A 15,706-nucleotide genomic window follows, 5' to 3' on the forward strand; every position below is an offset into this window, starting at 1 on the left:
CTCACAACTGGCCGACATCGGTGACACGGACGACCGCTCGGCCCTCCGTGTCGGATGCCGCGAGATCGACTTCCGCGCTGATGCCCCAGTCGTGGTCACCATTCGGGTCGTCGAAGATCTGGCGGACGCGCCACAGCTTGTCCTGCGGCTCCTCCTTGATCACCAGCAGCTTGGGGCCGCGGGCGTCGGGACCGGTACCGAGGTCCTCGTACTCGTCCCAGTACTTGTCCATGGCCTCGCCCCACGCGTCCGCGTCCCAGCCGGAGTCGGCGTCCAGCTCACCGAGTTCCTCGACCTGGTCGAGCGCGGCCAGCTCCACCCGGCGGAAGAGGGCGTTGCGGACCAGCACGCGGAAGGCACGGGCGTTGGTGGTGACGGGCTTCACCTCGTCGGCCTTCTCCTGGGCCTCCTCGGCGGTCATCACCTCCGGGTTGGCGAGCTGCTCCCACTCGTCCAGGAGGCTGGAGTCGACCTGGCGCACCATCTCACCGAGCCACTCGATGAGGTCCTGGAGGTCCTCGGACTTCAGGTCGTCCGGGATGGTGTGGCCGAGGGTCTTGTAGGCGCCGGCGAGGTAGCGCAGCACGATGCCCTCGGTGCGGGCCAGCTCGTAGAGCGAGACGAGTTCCGTGAAGGACAGGGCGCGCTCGTACATGTCGCGGACGACCGACTTCGGCGACAGCGGGTGGTCGCCGACCCAGGGGTGGCTCTTGCGGTAGGTGTCGTAGGCGTGGAAGAGGAGCTCCTCCAGCGGCTTGGGGTAGCTGATGTCCTGGAGCCGCTCCATGCGTTCCTCGTACTCGACACCGTCCGACTTCATCAGGGCCACGGCCTCACCGCGCGCCTTGTTCTGCTGGGCGGCGAGGATCTGACGCGGATCGTCCAGGGTGGACTCGACGACGGACACCATGTCGAGGGCGTAGGACGGAGACTCGGGGTCGAGGAGTTCGAAGGCAGCGAGGGCGAAGGTGGACAGCGGCTGATTGAGGGCGAAGTCCTGCTGGAGATCGACCGTGAGACGGACGATGCGGCCCTCGGCGTCCGGCTGGTCGAGCTTCTCGACGATGCCGCCGTCCAGCAGCGAGCGGTAGATGGCGATCGCGCGGCGGATGTGCCGGAGCTGCTGCTTGCGGGGCTCGTGGTTGTCCTCCAGCAGATGGCGCATCGCCTCGAAGGCGTTGCCCGGCCTGGCGATCACCGAAAGCAGCATGGTGTGCGTCACCCGGAACCGCGAGGTCAGCGGCTCGGGCTCGGACGCGATCAGCTTCTCGAAGGTGTTGTCGGTCCAGCCGACGAAGCCCTCCGGAGCCTTCTTGCGCACCACCTTGCGGCGCTTCTTCGCGTCGTCTCCCGCCTTGGCGAGAGCCTTCTCGTTCTCGATGACGTGCTCGGGGGCCTGCGCGACGACGAGTCCGGCGGTGTCGAAGCCGGCGCGGCCGGCCCGTCCCGCGATCTGGTGGAACTCGCGGGCCCGCAGCGTGCGCACCCGGTTGCCGTCGTACTTGGTCAGGGCGGTGAACAGCACCGTGCGGATCGGCACGTTGACGCCGACGCCGAGCGTGTCCGTGCCGCAGATGACCTTCAGCAGACCGGCCTGAGCCAGCTTCTCCACCAGCCGCCGGTACTTGGGCAGCATGCCGGCGTGGTGGACGCCGATGCCGTGCCGCACGTAACGGGAGAGGTTCTGGCCGAACTTGGTGGTGAAGCGGAAGTTGCCGATCAGCTCGGCGATCCGGTCCTTCTCCTCACGGGTGCACATGTTGATGCTCATCAGTGCCTGTGCCCGCTCCACGGCCTGCGCCTGCGTGAAGTGAACGATGTACACCGGAGCCTGCCTGGTCTCCAGCAGTTCCGTGAGCGTCTCGGTGAGCGGGGTGAGCCGGTACTCGTAGGACAGCGGCACCGGGCGGGTGGCCGAACGGACCACCGCGGTGGGGCGCCCGGTGCGGCGGGTGAGGTCCTTCTCGAAGAAGGAGACGTCACCGAGCGTGGCCGACATCAGGACGAACTGGGCCTGGGGCAGCTCCAGCAGCGGGATCTGCCAGGCCCAGCCCCGGTCGCCCTCAGCGTAGAAGTGGAACTCGTCCATCACGACCTGGCCGATGTCGGCGTCCTTGCCGTCCCGCAGCGCGATGGACGCCAGCACCTCGGCCGTGCAGCAGATCACGGGGGCGTCGGCGTTCACGGAGGCGTCGCCGGTCAGCATGCCCACGTTCTCGGTGCCGAAGATCTTGCACAGTTCGAAGAACTTCTCCGACACCAGGGCCTTGATCGGAGCGGTGTAGAAGGTGACCTCGTCGCGGGCCAGCGCCGCGAAGTGCGCGCCGGCGGCGATCATGCTCTTGCCGGAGCCGGTGGGCGTCGAGACGATCACGTTCGCCCCGGACACCACCTCGATCAGCGCCTCTTCCTGGTGGGGATAGAGGGTGAGGCCGCGATCCCGGGCCCACGCCTCGAAGTTCTCGTACAGGGCGTCGGGGTCGGCGGTCCGCGGGAGCTGATCGATGAGGGTCACGCCCCCATCTTGCCTGCCCATGTCGTCAACCGGGGAATCGGCTGCGGACGTCAAGATCATGGAGGCTACGCTGTGTCGCCGGCGGATCATCAGCACCGCAGGTCAACTGGACAGCGGCACACGAGGAATGGGGCGGGACGCGGCCATGATGGGACCAGCACACTCACTGTCGGGGGCCGCGGCCTGGCTCGGTGTCGGAGCGGCGGCCGCGGCCTTCGGTTACCCGATGCCCTGGCCGGTCCTTCTGGTGGGTTCCCTCGTCTGTGCGGGAGCCGCCCTCGCCCCCGACCTGGACCACAAGGCGGCCACCATCTCGCGGGCCTTCGGACCGGTGTCCCGCTGGATCTGCGAGATCGTCGACAAGCTGTCGTACGCGGTCTACAAGGCGACCCGGAAGCCGGGCGACGCGCGCCGCACGGGCGGTCACCGCACCCTTACGCACACCTGGCTGTGGGCGGTCCTGATCGGAGCGGGCAGCTCCACGGTGGCGATCACCTGTGGCCGCTGGGGCGTGCTGGCCATCCTGTTCGTGCACATGGTGCTGGCCATCGAGGGCCTGCTGTGGCGGGCGGCGCGTGGTTCCAGCAGCGATGTGCTGGTCTGGCTGCTCGCCGCGACCAGCGCCTGGATTCTGGCGGGGATGCTGGACAAGCCGGGCCAGGGCGCCGAGTGGCTGTTCACCGACCCGGGGCAGGCGTACATGTGGCTGGGTCTGCCGGTCGTGCTGGGCGCCCTGGTCCACGACATCGGGGATGCGCTGACGGTCTCCGGCTGCCCCGTCCTGTGGCCCATCCCCGTCGGCCGCAAGCGCTGGTACCCGGTGGGTCCGCCGAAGGTGCTGCGCTTCCGGGCGGGGAGCTGGGTCGAGGTGCGTGTGCTCATGCCCGCGTTCATGGTGCTCGGCGGAGTGGGCGGCGCGGCGGCGCTCAATTTCATCTGATCTTCCGGGCGCGCTCGTCAGGCGCTCGCGTCCGGGTGTTCCCCGCCGTAACGTCGCTCGAACCGGTCGATGCGGCCTTGGCTGTCGAGCGTGCGGGCTTTACCGGTGTAGTAGGGGTGGCTCTCCGAGGAGATCTCCACGTCGATCACAGGGTAGGTCTCGCCGTCGTCCCACTCCATGGTCTGCTCGCTGCTCGCGGTGGACCGGGTGAGGAAGGCGTAGCCCGCGGAGCGGTCGCGGAAGACGACCGGACGGTACGCGGGCTGCTTGTCCTGCTGCATGGCGGCTCCTCGCAACGGTCGGTGGAACGGGAGGCTTCCGGTTCAGCCGGGCAGGGAGTTCTCGTCGACGATGTGGACGGCGGCCTCCTCGGCGGAAGCGGCGGCGCCGTCGATGCCGACGTCGGTGGCCACGAGCGCGCTCTCGTCGTCCTCGCGCACGCCCTCGTCGGGAGCGACGAGCCGGCCGGAACGGCGGAGGCCGACCTCGTTGTCGAGCAGTTCGCCATCGGTGCCCTCGCAGTCGCCGAGTCCGTCGCCGTCGGGGGCGACGGGGTCGGGCAGTTCCTCGGCCAGCCGCTGGTCCAGCGTCTCGCCGGCCGCTCGTTCCGCCGCCGTCACCCCGTCGTGCTCGACCGCCCAGGGTCGCTCGGGAGGGGACCAGCCCCGGTCGAGGGGATCATCGACACCGTCGATGTCCAGCGTGTCCTCGACGTCGAGGATCCCCGAGTCCTCCTGGATCTCTTCGGTGTTCGGCTGGTAGACGTCGTCCCCCCATCCGTCGGCGCTGTTCACGTGGACCTCCATCCGGTAAGCGCGACCCGGTGCGGTGAGGACCAGCGCGGGCCCGTGGGCACGCCGGCCGTCCCTCGGTACGGCCGGGGAGACGTCCCCCGGGTTCCGGGCCCGGTGCCTTCTACCAGCCTTCCACCCCCGTTCGGGACCGCGCAACGGCAACGCCGGGGTCGTGGGCGAGTGACGGCCGCATGGCTGCCTGCCCGACCGCACCGTTCCTCCTTGGCCCCTATGGCCCGCCGTTCACCCGTGCCAGGAGCGCCACAGAGCCGCGTAGGCCCCGTCTGCCGCGACCAGGTCGTGATGGCTGCCCAGCTCGCTGATGCGACCACTCTCGACGACCGCGATCACATCGGCGTCATGGGCGGTGTGCAGTCGGTGGGCGATGGCCACCACCGTGCGCCCGTCGAGGACGCGGGACAGCGAACGCTCCAGGTGGCGGGCCGCCCGTGGATCGAGCAGCGAGGTCGCCTCATCCAGTACCAGCGTGTGCGGGTCGGCCAGCACCAGCCTGGCGAGCGCGATCTGCTGGGCCTGGGCAGGGGTCAGCGGCAGCCCACCGGAGCCGACCTCGGTGTCCAGCCCCGCCTCCAGCGCTCGCGCCCACGTGTCCGCGTCGACCGCTCCGAGCGCCGTCCACAGCTCGGCGTCGTGTGCCTCGGTGCGGGCCAGCAGCAGGTTGTCCCGCAGGGAGCCGACGAAGACGTGGTGCTCCTGGTTGACGAGGGCCACATGCGTACGGACGCGTTCGGCGGGCATACCGGACAGCTCGGCGCCGCCGAGGGTGACATGACCGTCCCGAGGCGCGTACACCCCGGCGAGCAGCCTGCCCAGCGTGGACTTGCCCGCACCCGAGGGGCCTACCAGCGCCAGCCGGGTGCCCGGCGCCACCCGCAGGGAGACCGCACGCAGTACGTCGACACCCTCGCGGTAGCCGAAATGGACCCGGTCGGCGTCCACGTCCCGCCCGTCCGGTACCAGCGACGCGTCACCGGCGTCCGGCTCGATGTCCCGCACCCCGACGAGCCTGGCCAGCGACACGTGGGCGACCTGCACCTCGTCGTACCAGCGCAGGATGAGATTGACCGGGTCGACCAGCATCTGGGCGATCAGCGCGCCCGTGGTGAGCTGCCCCACGTCCATCCAGCCCCGCAGGACGAAGACCCCGCCGACCATGAGGACGGAACCCAGCACGATGATGTGGACTGCGTTGATCACGGGAAACAACACCGAGCGCAGCCACAGTGTGTACAGCTCCCACGCGGTCCATTCCTTGATCCGCCGGTCCGAGAGCGCGACGCGGCGGGCGCCGAGACGGTGGGCCTCGACGGTGCGGCCGGCATCCACGGTCTCGGCGAGCGAGGCGGCGACGGCCGCGTATCCGGCTGCCTCCGAGCGGTAGCCGGAGGGAGCGCGCCTGAAGTACCAGCGGCACCCGGCCACCAGCACCGGCACCGCGAGCAGAGCGGCGGCCGCGAGCGGCAGTGCGGTGACGGCGAGGCCGCCGAGTAGCAGCAGCGCCCACACGACACCGATCGCCAACTCGGGAACGGCCTCCCGCATGGCGTTGGACAGCCGGTCGATGTCGGTCGTGATGCGGGAGAGCAGGTCACCGGTCCCGGCCCGTTCCAGCACGCCGGGCGGCAGCCGGACCGAGCGGACGAGGAAGTCCTCGCGCAGATCGGCCAGCATCCGCTCCCCGAGCATCGCGCCACGCAGCCGCACTTGCAGTGTGAAGACCGCCTGCACGGCCAACGCCAGCCCGAAGAGCCCGACAGTCAGGCCGAGTTGGAGGTTTTGAGCCCGGTCGGCGACGCGTTCGACCAGACCGCCGAGCAGGTACGGGCCCACCATGGAGGCGACGACCGCCACCGTGTTGACGCCGATGAGCAGGACGAAGGCCCGGCGATGGCGGCGGAAGAGCTCGGCCACGTACTCGCGGACGGTGGCCGACGTGCCCACGGGCAAGGTGGTGGCGGTCGTCGGGGCCGCCGGGTCGTACGCCGGTGGCGCTACGCCGGTCATGCGCTTTCCTCGATCTCTTCGAGCGGTTCGAGAGCGCCCGGACGAGCGGCTCCGTCGGATGGGTCCGGTCGTCCACGCGGGGGAGGCGGGGCGGTGGTGTCCGTGGCGGCCGGCTCGCGCGGTTCGTCATCGCCCTCCCGTGTCACGACGGCGCGGTACCAGGGTTCCGTGCCGATCAACTCGCGGTGGTTGCCGGTCGCCGCGACCTCGCCGTCGTGGAGGAGGACGACCTCGTCGGCGCGGTCCAGCAGCAGCGGTGAGGAGGTGAACACCACGGTCGTACGGCCCGAGCGCAGCCGACGCAGCCCGTCCGCGATCCTCGCCTCGGTGTGCGAGTCCACGGCGGAGGTCGGTTCATCCAGGACCAGGATCTCCGGATCGGCGACGAGGGAGCGGGCCAGGGCGAGACGCTGGCGCTGGCCGCCGGACAGGGAGCGCCCGCGCTCGGTGATCCGAGCGTCCATCGGGTCGGCCGTGTCCAGCGCCCCCTGCGCCAGGGCGTCCAGCACGTCCGCGCACTGGGCGGCCGCCAGCGCGTCCGCGGCGCGGACGGCGCCGGAAGCAGGTACGTCGAGGAGTTCGCGCAGGGTCCCGGACATCAGTACCGGATCCTTGTCCTGGACCAGAACGGCCGTGCGGGCCTGGTCGAGAGAGAGCGCGTCCAGGGGTACGCCGCCGAGCAGGACCGGCGGGCCGGGCTCGGGAGCATGCCCGCCCAGGCGATCCGCGAGGCGCCCCGCCACATCGGGGTCGCCGCACACCACCGCGGTGAACCGGCGGGCAGTGACGCGCAGACCGGTGGCCGGATCGAACAGGTCGCCACTCGGTGTCTCGGTCGCGCACGAGCCCTCTGTGTCCGTGAGACGTTCCAGCGACAGCACCCGCGCCGCCCGTTCCGCGGAGGGCCTGGAGAAGGAGTACGCCATGGCGATCTCCATGAAATGCCGCAGCGGATAGTTGACGATCATGACCGCGCTGTAGACGGTGACCAGCTCACCGACCGTGATCCGGCCTTCCCGGGCCAGTTGGACGCCGCGCAGGACCACGACGATCAGCAGCAGCCCCGGCAGCAAGACCTGGAGGGCCGAGATGGCCGACCACATCCGGGCGCTGCGCACGGCGGCGTGGCGGACCTCCTGCGAGGCGCGGCGATAGCGGTCGAGGAACAGGCCCTCGCCGCCGATTCCCCGCAGCACCCGCAGCCCGGCCACGGTGTCCGAGGCGAGTTCGGTCGCGCGGCCGGCCTTCTCCCGCTGAACGTCGGCGCGGCTCGTGGCCCTGGGGAGCAAGGGCAGCACCGCGAGCGCGACAATCGGCAGGCCCACTGCGACGACCACCCCCAGGGCGGGCTGGTAGACCAGCAGCGCGACGCAGACCACGACGACCGTGAGCGCGGCTGCGGTGAAGCGGGACACCGCCTCGACGAACCATCCGATCTTCTCCACGTCACCCGTCGACACGGTGACCACTTCACCCGCCGCGACCCGTCGCGTCAGCGCGGAGCCGAGATGGGCGGCCTTGCGGGCCAGAAGCTGCTGGAGGCGTGCGGCCGCCGTGATCCAGTTGGTGACGGCGGCGCGGTGCAGGAAGGTGTCGCCCACCGCGATGGCGACGCCGCACAGCAGCATCAGACCGCCTGTCAGCGCGAGCCGGCGGGCGGATCGGTCGACGGCCGCCTGCACGGCCAGACCGACGCAGAAGGGCAGGGCGCAGACCGAGACGAAGTGCAGCATGCCCCACAGCAGTGCCCTGCACTGACCGCCCGACTGGTTGCGGCCGAGCCACCACAGCAGGCTGGGTCCGGACCGCGCGTCGGGTACCCCTGGATCTGAGTACGGAAGATCTTGGATCTGCATGGCGTCCCAGTGGCTCGTGTCACGGAAGGGCATGCTGCGGCGACACCCGGAGGCGGCGGCAAGCCGTGAAAGGTTCGCCCTGCGCGGAGGTGAATTTCAAGCGGTTTTTCCGGTGTGGCACGGCCCGTGCCGGGATCCGGCCGTGCGTCGGAACTCCGCTACGCCCGGCTCGGCGCGGTGCGGTCGGCGGAGGAGCCGGGTGCGGGATTCACCGCTTCGGGGTGTCGCCGTCGACCAAGGTGTCGAGCAGGACACCGAGCACCTGCCGCTCCTTCTCGGTCAGCGGGGCGAGGATCTCCTCGGCCGCGGACCGGCGTGCACCGTGCAGTTCGCTCAGGGTGGCGCGGCCCTCGTCCGTCAGCTCGATACGGGTGACCCTTCGGTTGGAGGGGTCCGGCGCCCGGCGGACCTTGCCGTGTGCCTCGAGGCCGTCGACCAGGGTGGTCACCGCACGCGGCACCACTTCGAGGCGCTCGGCGAGGTCGGCCATCCGCGGTGGTGAGTCGTAGTGCGCGAGGGTGCGCAGCAGGCGGGACTGGGCGGGCGTCACGCCTAGATCACGCCATTCGAGATGACGCTTCTGGATGCGGTGCACCCGGCGGGTCAGCCGCAGCAGCTGCTCGGCGAGCACACCCTCGGGATCTGGGGTCGACATACGGAAACGATATCAGGACGCTGTTCATTGTGAGTACAGGTAACAATGAGCTACGCTCAATGAGTCAGAGTCGGCCGCCCGTCGGTCCGGCCCTCCTCGCTTTCCTAGGAGTCCTTTGAACCCCGAACGAGAAACATCCTGGATGCCGCCACCCGGCACCGGGGAGCAGTCCCGGCAGGTGCGCCGCATCCTCGGACTCTTCCGTCCCTACCGCGGTCGGCTCGCCGTCGTCGGCCTCCTTGTCGGAGCCTCCTCGCTGGTCTCGGTGGCCACACCCTTCCTCCTGCGCGAGATCCTCGACGTGGCGATCCCGCAGGGCCGCACCGGGCTGCTGAGCCTGCTCGCGCTCGGCATGATCCTCAGCGCCGTCCTCTCCAGCGTCTTCGGTGTCCTCCAGACGCTGATCTCGACCACCGTCGGCCAGCGCGTCATGCACGACCTGCGCACCGCTGTCTACGGCCGCCTCCAGCGGATGTCCCTCGCCTTCTTCACCCGCACCCGTACCGGTGAGGTCCAGTCCCGCATCGCCAACGACATCGGCGGGATGCAGGCGACCGTCACCTCCACCGCCACCTCCCTGGTCTCCAACACCACGAGCGTGGTCGCCACGATCGTGGCGATGGTCGCCCTCGACTGGCGCCTCACGCTCGTCTCGCTGGTCCTGCTCCCGGTGTTCGTGTGGATCAGCCGCCGGGTCGGGAACGAGCGCAAGAAGATCACCACTCGACGGCAGAAACAGATGGCCGTCATGGCCGCCACCGTCACCGAGTCGCTCTCCGCCAGCGGCATCCTGCTCGGCCGCACCATGGGCCGCTCCGACTCGCTGACCGCCGGCTTCGCGGAGGAGTCCGAGCGCCTGGTCGATCTGGAGGTCAGGGCGAGCATGGCGGGCCGCTGGCGCATGGCGGTGATCTCCATCGTCATGGCGGCGATGCCCGCGTTCATCTACTGGGCCGCGGGTCTGGCCCTCCAGTTCGGCGGCCCCGGGGTCTCGCTGGGCACGCTGGTCGCCTTCGTCTCGCTCCAGCAGGGCTTGTTCCGGCCCGCAGTGAGCCTGCTTTCCACCGGCGTCCAACTCCAGACGTCACTCGCGCTCTTCCAGCGCATCTTCGAGTACCTCGACCTGCCCATAGACATCACCGAGCGGGTGGACCCCGTCCACCTCGACGAGATCAAGGGCGAGGTCCGCTTCGAGGGAGTCGAGTTCCGGTACGGCGACAAGAGTGGCCCGGTCCTCGACGGAATCGACCTCACCGTGCCGGCCGGGGGGAGCCTCGCCGTGGTGGGGCCGACCGGTGCCGGCAAGTCGACGTTCGGCTGTCTCGTGCCCCGGCTGTACGACGTCACCGCAGGCCGCGTCACCGTGGACGGTGTGGACGTCCGCGACCTCGACTTCGACACCCTCACGCGCGCGGTCGGAGTCGTGGCGCAGGAGACCTACCTCTTCCACGCCTCCGTCGCCGACAACCTCCGCTTCGCCAAGCCCGACGCCACCGACGACGAACTGCACACGGCGGCCCGCGCCGCCCAGATCCACGACCACATCACCGCCCTGCCGGACGGATACGACACCGTCGTTGGTGAGCGCGGACACCGGTTCTCCGGTGGAGAGAAGCAGCGCCTGGCCATCGCCCGCACCATCCTGCGCGACCCGCCCGTCCTCATCCTCGACGAGGCGACCAGCGCCCTCGACACCCGCACCGAGGCTGCGGTGCAGGACGCGATCGACGCCCTGTCGGCCGACAGGACCACCATCACCATCGCCCACCGGCTCTCGACCGTCCGGGACGCCGACCAGATAGCCGTCCTCGACGCAGGCCGGGTCGCGGAACTGGGCACGCACGGCGAACTGCTGCAGCGCGACGGGCGCTACGCGGCGCTGGTGCGCCGGGACGCCCAACTCGAACCCGCCGGCTGAACGACCGTCATGAGGGGCGATCAGTAGTCGACAAGCTGAACATATGCCGGTTTTGCGGCGATATACGTACTACCGTGCCCGCATGCAGACGAAGACTCGGTCACGGAGCATGACGCGACTGACGCGCCGGGGCAGGCTCGCCCTGGTCGGAGTCGGCGCCGTCCTGGCCGGCACCGCCGTGGTGGTGCCGCTGAGCCTGGGAGGATTCGGGGACGACGAACCCACCACCCTCGTCATTCCGGAGGGCTGGCGCGCGAGCCAGATCTACGACGCGATCGACAAGGCGCTCGCGCTGCCGCCAGGCAGCGCCCGCCAGACCGTCGCCAAGGCGGGGCTCAAGCTGGAGTCCGCCGCCGAGGGCAACCCGGAGGGCTACCTCTTCCCGGCGACCTACACCCTCACTGACGACACCACCGCCGAGTCACTGCTCCGGAAAATGGTCGAGACGGCCAACCGGCGGTTCAACGGCGCGCCGGTCGCGGCCGGAGCCCAGCGGAACGCGATGAACGTCTACGAGGCCGTCACCGTCGCGAGCATCGTGCAGGCCGAGGCGGCCACCAGGAGCGACATGGGGAAGGTGGCCCGCGTCGTCCTCAACCGGCTGGAGCGCGGGATGCCGCTCCAGATGGACTCCACCCTCAACTACGCCCTCAAGCGCAACACCGTCCACACCAGCATCGACGACACCCGCATCGAGAGCCCGTACAACTCCTACCAGCGCATGGGGCTGCCGCCGACGCCGATCGACAACCCCGGCGAGGACGCTATGCGGGCGGTGCTCAACCCGACGAAGGGGGACTGGTTGTACTTCGTCACCGTCAAGCCCGGCGACACCCGCTTCACCGCCGACTACACCCAGCATCTGCGGAACGTGGCCGAGTTCAACGCCCAGCAGAAGGCCGCTGCCGGTTCGGGCACGCAGTCCGGGAGCCGCAGCCCGGTCACCCGGCCGCCCCAGTGAGCGGCCGGGGCGGCCAGTGACGAGCTGCGCCCCAAGGGCTCAGCGGCCCCGGGCGACCAAAAGCGGGGCCGGCCCTCCGGCGGCCCGTGAGGCAGTGTCGGGAGACAGCAGCCCGCGAGTGGCCAGTTCCGGGATCACGCCCTTGCCGAACCAGTACGCCTCCTCCAGATGCGGATATCCGGAGAGCACGAAGTGTTCGAAGCCCAGGGCGTGGTACTCCTCGATCAGGTCGGCGACCTCGGTGTGGCTGCCGACCAGGGCGGTGCCCGCGCCACCCCGGACCAGGCCGATGCCCGCCCACAGGTTGGGGTGCATCTCCAACTGGTCGCGGGAGCCGCCGTGCAGCTCCAGCACTCGCCGCTGGCCGACCGACTCGCTGTGGCCCAGGGCGGCCTGAGCGGCGGCGATGGTGCCGGAGTCGAGGTCGTCGAGGAGCCGGTTCGCCGTCGGCCAGGCGTCGGCGGAGGAGTCGCGGGAGATGGTGTGCAGCCGGACGCCGAACCGGAGCGTGCGCCCGTCACGCTGGGCCGGCGACCGGATCCAGTCGATCTTCTCCTTCACCTGGGCCGGCGGCTCGCCCCAGGTCAGGTACACGTCGGCGTGGCGGGCGGCCACCGCGCCCGCGGCCTGGGATGAGCCGCCGAAGAAGATCTCCGGCAAGGGATCCGGTGGCAGGGAGGTGAGGCCGCCGTCCACGTCGTAGTGAGCGCCGTGGAAGTCGTAGGGCCGGCCCTGCCAGATCCAGCGTGATGATGGCGATCTTGGGGGTCTCACCGATGCCGAACCAGATGATGAACAGTGGGATCAGTACCACGAACGGCACGGTGCGCAACATCTGCACCGGCGCGTCCATCACGTCCTCCCCGAGGGGGAACAGCCCGGACACCAGGGCGAGTCCGGTACCGACAGAGGTGCCGAGAACCAGTCCGGCGGCGACACGTTGCAGGGAGACGCCCATGGCGTCGGGCAGCGAGTCGTCGGCTGTCAGATCACCGGCGACCTGGGCTATCCGGCCCGTGGGGCGAGTACATCGGGCGCCAACACCCTTGCGGAGCTGAGCGTCTGCCACAGGGCGAGAAGGGCGACCGGGCCGGTGGTGCGGCGCAGCCAGCGGGGGAGCCGGTCGCGGCGGGAGGAGGCGGGGACGAGGCGTTGCAGAGTGGGGGAGGCAGGCCTCTTGGCTCTGCCCGTCGCCTCGGACGGATGCGGTGGGGCATGACTGATACGCATGGGCGCTCCACACGGTGGAGAGCGGGAACGAGGGTGCGCCGTCGGCGCCACGGCGCCCTCGGCTCGGCGAGGTCACAAGTGGCGGGCGGGGAACGCGAGGCGGCCCTGAGGAAGGGCGAGGGGGAGCTGGAGAAAGGCGTCAGCGGCCGTGGCGAAGGGCGTGAACCGCGGGGAGTGGGTGAGGATGGAGGCATGTCAGATGCCTTCACCACGCGCGTGCTCGACGTCGCCACCGGGTCCCGTGAGCGGGTCGTGGACCTCACTCAGGAGTGCGAGAGCTTCCTCGGCGAGGTCGCGGCGGGCCGCGACGGCCTGCTCAACATCTTCGTACCCCACGCCACCTGCGGCGTCGCTGTCATCGAGACCGGCGCCGGCAGCGACGACGATCTCCTGGCGACCCTGCACACCCTGCTGCCGGCCGACGACCGCTGGCAGCACCGCCACGGCAGCCCCGGCCACGGCCGCGACCACGTCCTCCCCGCGATTGTCCCGCCGCACGCCACCCTGCCCGTCGTCGGCGGCAGCCTGGAGTTGGGCACGTGGCAGTCCGTGTGCTTGGTGGACACGAACAGGGACAATCCCAACCGTCAGGTGCGGTTGAGTTTCATGGGGTGACCCAGGGCGATGAAGATCGTCACGAGGGAGGAGCAGTCGAATCCCACCGTGGAGGATGCGGAGCAGCGGCCGTTGAGATAGCCGTTGGTGCCGTCGCAGAAGCCCGTGCCGGGACCGTCGGGTCCGCCGCCGCCCCAGGCGTAGGGGGTGCCCATCCTGTCGGCGGCCCGGCGTACGACGTCGGCTCCGTCGCCGGAGCCCGGCATGGAGAAGAGGCTGGGGCCCTGGAAGCGGGGCACCCGGGCGAGGATGATCCGGACGTAGTTGTAGGTCTCGCCATGGGCGAAGCTGGCCGGCGGGACGCCGTCGTATTGCTCGACGCGGGCCCAGCCCGCGTTGTATCCGGCCATGGCGAGGGCGCGCGGGTCGCCGGTGATGCCGCCGGACTTGGCCTTCTTGATCAGGGAGCACATCATGCGTCCCTGCGCGATGACGGCGTCGCCTATGTCCCAGGGGGAGGTTTCCCGTTTCCGTCGGAGTCGCGGCCCCAGGTCGCCCAGGTACCGGGGACGAACTTCGCCGGGCCCTGCGCTCCCGCCCCCGAGGTCGCGCGCTCGCGGGAGGTCTGGAACTTGCTCTCCTGGTAAAGCTGGGCTGCCGGCAGCGCAGACGTCAACTCCCGCTCCGAGCACTCCTTGGAGGGCCGGAGAATCCACGGCCGGAACTCCTCGGGCACGCCGCGCAGACCACCCTCGCCGTCGGTGATCTCGGTGGCATCGGCTTCGTCGTCGACGAGGACCATCCCCGCCAGCGCGGTGACCCTCAGCAGTAATGCCGCGACGACCGCAGGCGTACCGCGAGCGAGCGCCGAATGACGAAGGCGAAGCCGATCTATAGGTGGGGGTGTTCTCGTCGGGGACGAAGGGCTCTCCATGGCCGGGGACGATCAGGGAGGACCTGAGGGCGAGGATCTTACGGTGGGAGGCGCGCAGGCCCTCGTGGTCGTCGGAGGTGGGATCTTCGGCGGTTTCCGCGACGGTGGAGATGTCTTGTGGAGTGTGGCCGGGCGTTTCGATCAGGCGCATCGAGGGGGAGAGCTGGTAGCCGTCGGCGGGCCGGTCGTACCAGAGGTGGTTGTGGTAGGCAGCCCAGACGTCGGGGGCGCGCGCGTGGGGGAAGAGGGCGGCGTTGAGGGTGTGGTCGGGGTGGTGGTGGCTGAAGTCCACGTCGGTCACCTGCTCGGGGCTTATTCCGGCGGCGGCGAGCGGGTCGAGGATGAGTTTGCGGTCCTCGACCATGCCGGGGTCGACGACGACGGTTGTGTCGCTGTCGCTCAGGACGCAGACGGTCGAGGCGACGTGCCACGGCTTCTCGCGGCCGTCGCGGTCCCGTTGCGTGCGTCGAGGCTGTCGTAGCCGGTGGTCAGCAGGGTGAATGCGACCGTCATGAGAGGTGCTGTCCTTCGTTGACCGTGGGGAATGACCGGATGGAGAGCGAGGTGTGCCGTCCACGCCGGGGGCTCGAGGGTGTGCGAAACCGCGCCCCGGCGCGCGGGTCCGGTGAACCGGCGGCGGGGCGGGGGTGGCCCGACTCAGTCGGTGGCGGTCTGCATGCGGCGGGCGTAGGCGCGGGCGGCGCGGGCTCGGTCGCCGCAGCGGACTGAGCACCAGTGTCGGCGCCCGGCACGGAGCAGGTAGCGGTTACAGGGGGTGGAGGGGCAGGCCGTCAGCCGTTCGGCGTCGGGTCCCGTGAGGAGGTCGGCGGCGTTGGCAGCGAGGATGCCGAGGGCTTGGTCGACGATCCGGTCGATGGGATGCGGTGCGATGCGGTGCATGCCGCGGACCGAGTCCCAGCCGATCGGGGAGGCGGTGGGGACCCTCGTGAGGGCATCGTTGACGGCGGCCAGCGCGGTGGCGGGAGCCGGATGCCCGCCTACCTGGGCGGCGAGCAGGGCGCGTACTTTCTCGCGCAGGGAGCGCAGACGTGCCGCGCAGATCTCCTGCAGGCTGGCGTCCGCGGGGGCCAGGTTGTGGTCCACCAGCCACTGGTTGGCGCCGGAGGGCGTGCCCAACTCATCGAGAAACTGGCCGCCCGGCAGGGCGATGGCGCTGTTGGCCAGGTCGAGGGCGGGGTATTGCTCAGCGCCCGGTGCCGGTGGCAGCCCCGGGCCGACTGCATCAACGGTGGTGGCGGTATCGGTTTCACTCACACATCTCACGCTACAACTTGCTTCTATCCGTGACAAAAACCTATGCTC

At 70.2% G+C, this 15,706-nt stretch carries 13 protein-coding genes and 3 pseudogenes; 4 read left to right on the forward strand and 12 right to left on the reverse strand.

Going from position 1 to position 15,706, the window contains the following annotated elements; translation table 11 throughout:
• Position 1 precedes the first annotated feature (1 nt).
• Positions 2 to 2,515, reverse strand: coding sequence for a DEAD/DEAH box helicase (locus ACWCV3_RS16140; RefSeq protein ID WP_451223597.1), 2,514 nt, complete (start codon positions 2,513 to 2,515; stop codon positions 2 to 4).
• 145 nt (positions 2,516 to 2,660) lie between these two features.
• Here ACWCV3_RS16140 and ACWCV3_RS16145 point away from each other — a divergent pair, with 145 nt between their 5' ends.
• On the forward strand, positions 2,661 to 3,455 hold the full coding sequence (locus ACWCV3_RS16145) for a metal-dependent hydrolase (protein WP_451223599.1): 795 nt from the start codon (positions 2,661 to 2,663) through the stop codon (positions 3,453 to 3,455).
• A gap of 17 nt (positions 3,456 to 3,472) precedes the next feature.
• Here the strand turns inward: ACWCV3_RS16145 and ACWCV3_RS16150 are convergent, their stop codons facing one another.
• From ACWCV3_RS16150 to ACWCV3_RS16170, 5 genes are all read right to left on the reverse strand, one after another.
• Positions 3,473 to 3,736: a type B 50S ribosomal protein L31 gene (locus tag ACWCV3_RS16150; RefSeq protein WP_451223601.1), complete on the reverse strand. Its 264-nt coding sequence runs from the start codon at positions 3,734 to 3,736 to the stop codon at positions 3,473 to 3,475.
• A gap of 42 nt (positions 3,737 to 3,778) precedes the next feature.
• Positions 3,779 to 4,249, reverse strand: coding sequence for a DUF5709 domain-containing protein (locus ACWCV3_RS16155; RefSeq protein WP_451223603.1), 471 nt, complete (start codon positions 4,247 to 4,249; stop codon positions 3,779 to 3,781).
• A 243-nt stretch (positions 4,250 to 4,492) separates the two neighbouring features.
• The gene (locus ACWCV3_RS16160; RefSeq protein WP_451223605.1) at positions 4,493 to 6,274 is read right to left on the reverse strand and encodes an ABC transporter ATP-binding protein; all 1,782 of its coding nucleotides are present in this window, start codon (positions 6,272 to 6,274) and stop codon (positions 4,493 to 4,495) included.
• Entirely contained in the window at positions 6,271 to 8,130 is a 1,860-nt protein-coding gene (locus ACWCV3_RS16165) for an ABC transporter transmembrane domain-containing protein (RefSeq protein ID WP_451223835.1), read from the reverse strand. The genes ACWCV3_RS16160 and ACWCV3_RS16165 overlap by 4 nt, the downstream gene beginning before the upstream one ends.
• 208 nt (positions 8,131 to 8,338) lie before the next feature.
• Positions 8,339 to 8,785 (reverse strand): MarR family winged helix-turn-helix transcriptional regulator, encoded by a 447-nt coding sequence (locus ACWCV3_RS16170; protein WP_451223607.1) that lies wholly within the window; start codon positions 8,783 to 8,785, stop codon positions 8,339 to 8,341.
• Between the two features lie 142 nt (positions 8,786 to 8,927).
• Here ACWCV3_RS16170 and ACWCV3_RS16175 point away from each other — a divergent pair, with 142 nt between their 5' ends.
• Entirely contained in the window at positions 8,928 to 10,703 is a 1,776-nt protein-coding gene (locus ACWCV3_RS16175; RefSeq protein ID WP_451223609.1) for an ABC transporter ATP-binding protein, read from the forward strand.
• Positions 10,704 to 10,785: 82 nt separating this feature from the next.
• Positions 10,786 to 11,664 (forward strand): endolytic transglycosylase MltG, encoded by an 879-nt coding sequence (mltG, locus tag ACWCV3_RS16180; protein ID WP_451223611.1) that lies wholly within the window; start codon positions 10,786 to 10,788, stop codon positions 11,662 to 11,664.
• A 39-nt stretch (positions 11,665 to 11,703) separates the two neighbouring features.
• Here the strand turns inward: mltG and ACWCV3_RS16185 are convergent.
• Together ACWCV3_RS16185 and ACWCV3_RS16190 are read right to left on the reverse strand one after the other, a co-directional pair.
• Positions 11,704 to 12,411: pseudogene (locus ACWCV3_RS16185) on the reverse strand (LLM class flavin-dependent oxidoreductase); the annotation flags it as partial.
• Positions 12,392 to 12,894, reverse strand: a pseudogene (locus ACWCV3_RS16190) (ABC transporter permease); the annotation flags it as partial. The pseudogenes ACWCV3_RS16190 and ACWCV3_RS16185, both read right to left, overlap by 20 nt.
• A gap of 192 nt (positions 12,895 to 13,086) precedes the next feature.
• On the opposite strand from ACWCV3_RS16190, the gene ACWCV3_RS16195 reads away from it, so the two are divergent.
• The gene (locus ACWCV3_RS16195; RefSeq protein WP_451223613.1) at positions 13,087 to 13,509 is read left to right on the forward strand and encodes a YjbQ family protein; all 423 of its coding nucleotides are present in this window, start codon (positions 13,087 to 13,089) and stop codon (positions 13,507 to 13,509) included.
• Here the strand turns inward: ACWCV3_RS16195 and ACWCV3_RS16200 are convergent.
• The 4 genes and pseudogenes from ACWCV3_RS16200 to ACWCV3_RS16215 all read right to left on the reverse strand — a co-directional run bounded on the left by ACWCV3_RS16200 (position 13,482) and on the right by ACWCV3_RS16215 (position 15,658).
• Positions 13,482 to 13,925, reverse strand: a complete 444-nt coding sequence (locus ACWCV3_RS16200) for a hypothetical protein (protein WP_451223849.1) — start codon at positions 13,923 to 13,925, stop codon at positions 13,482 to 13,484. The genes ACWCV3_RS16195 and ACWCV3_RS16200 overlap by 28 nt on opposite strands.
• Before the next feature lie 26 nt (positions 13,926 to 13,951).
• Complete coding sequence (locus ACWCV3_RS16205) at positions 13,952 to 14,251, reverse strand: hypothetical protein (RefSeq protein WP_451223852.1); 300 nt, start codon at positions 14,249 to 14,251, stop codon at positions 13,952 to 13,954.
• A 361-nt stretch (positions 14,252 to 14,612) separates the two neighbouring features.
• Positions 14,613 to 14,747: pseudogene (locus ACWCV3_RS16210) on the reverse strand (MBL fold metallo-hydrolase); the annotation flags it as partial.
• Between the two features lie 293 nt (positions 14,748 to 15,040).
• On the reverse strand, positions 15,041 to 15,658 hold the full coding sequence (locus ACWCV3_RS16215) for a CGNR zinc finger domain-containing protein (protein WP_451223615.1): 618 nt from the start codon (positions 15,656 to 15,658) through the stop codon (positions 15,041 to 15,043).
• Positions 15,659 to 15,706 lie beyond the last annotated feature (48 nt).

The sequence above is a fragment of the Streptomyces sp. NPDC001781 genome (genome assembly GCF_053596035.1).

Coding starts and splice junctions, on each gene's coding strand:
- ACWCV3_RS16145 (WP_451223599.1), top strand. CDS start 2,661: ATGATGGGACCAGCACACTCACTGTCGGGGGCCGCGGCCTGGCTCGGT.
- ACWCV3_RS16150 (WP_451223601.1), bottom strand. CDS start 3,736: ATGCAGCAGGACAAGCAGCCCGCGTACCGTCCGGTCGTCTTCCGCGAC.
- ACWCV3_RS16160 (WP_451223605.1), bottom strand. CDS start 6,274: ATGACCGGCGTAGCGCCACCGGCGTACGACCCGGCGGCCCCGACGACC.
- ACWCV3_RS16165 (WP_451223835.1), bottom strand. CDS start 8,130: ATGCAGATCCAAGATCTTCCGTACTCAGATCCAGGGGTACCCGACGCG.
- ACWCV3_RS16170 (WP_451223607.1), bottom strand. CDS start 8,785: ATGTCGACCCCAGATCCCGAGGGTGTGCTCGCCGAGCAGCTGCTGCGG.
- ACWCV3_RS16175 (WP_451223609.1), top strand. CDS start 8,928: ATGCCGCCACCCGGCACCGGGGAGCAGTCCCGGCAGGTGCGCCGCATC.
- mltG (WP_451223611.1), top strand. CDS start 10,786: ATGCAGACGAAGACTCGGTCACGGAGCATGACGCGACTGACGCGCCGG.
- ACWCV3_RS16195 (WP_451223613.1), top strand. CDS start 13,087: ATGTCAGATGCCTTCACCACGCGCGTGCTCGACGTCGCCACCGGGTCC.
- ACWCV3_RS16200 (WP_451223849.1), bottom strand. CDS start 13,925: ATGATGTGCTCCCTGATCAAGAAGGCCAAGTCCGGCGGCATCACCGGC.
- ACWCV3_RS16205 (WP_451223852.1), bottom strand. CDS start 14,251: ATGGTCCTCGTCGACGACGAAGCCGATGCCACCGAGATCACCGACGGC.